The sequence below is a fragment of the Dellaglioa sp. CoH-57-MRSF-22 genome (assembly GCF_056781895.1).
On sequence record NZ_JBXAXT010000020.1, the window covers coordinates 575 to 902 of the forward strand.

At 58.8% G+C, this 328-nt stretch carries 1 protein-coding gene; it reads left to right on the plus strand.

Going from position 1 to position 328, the window contains the following annotated elements; genetic code table 11:
* Positions 1-44 precede the first annotated feature (44 nt).
* A partial coding sequence (locus AC1RPR_RS07860) for a hypothetical protein (RefSeq protein ID WP_481763410.1) occupies positions 45-328 on the plus strand: 284 nt, incomplete at its 3' end.

A 328-nucleotide genomic window follows, 5' to 3' on the forward strand; every position in this document is an offset into this window, starting at 1 on the left:
GCGTGGGCCGAGTGGATGCTCGAAAACTGGTGCGGAGAACAAGCATGAACAAGATTCGATATGCGGTGCTGGAGCTGGCACATTCGTTGGTGCAGGCAACACCATTGAAAACTGTATCACCGAATTATTTCGTGTGCTGCGCGGTGCAGGCAGCGGGGGAAGCGCTGGACCAAGGAAAGCCCGGTATCTACAGTGTAGAAGCTCAAAAGGTGCGCGCCGCTATCCGTGCGTCCCTCGGGGCCCATAATGTACTAGAGTCGTGGCTCCGAGCACGTCGCGATTCCGGGTTCGATGCGGAGGCCGATGACGCTGAGCCGCGACTTCGGGC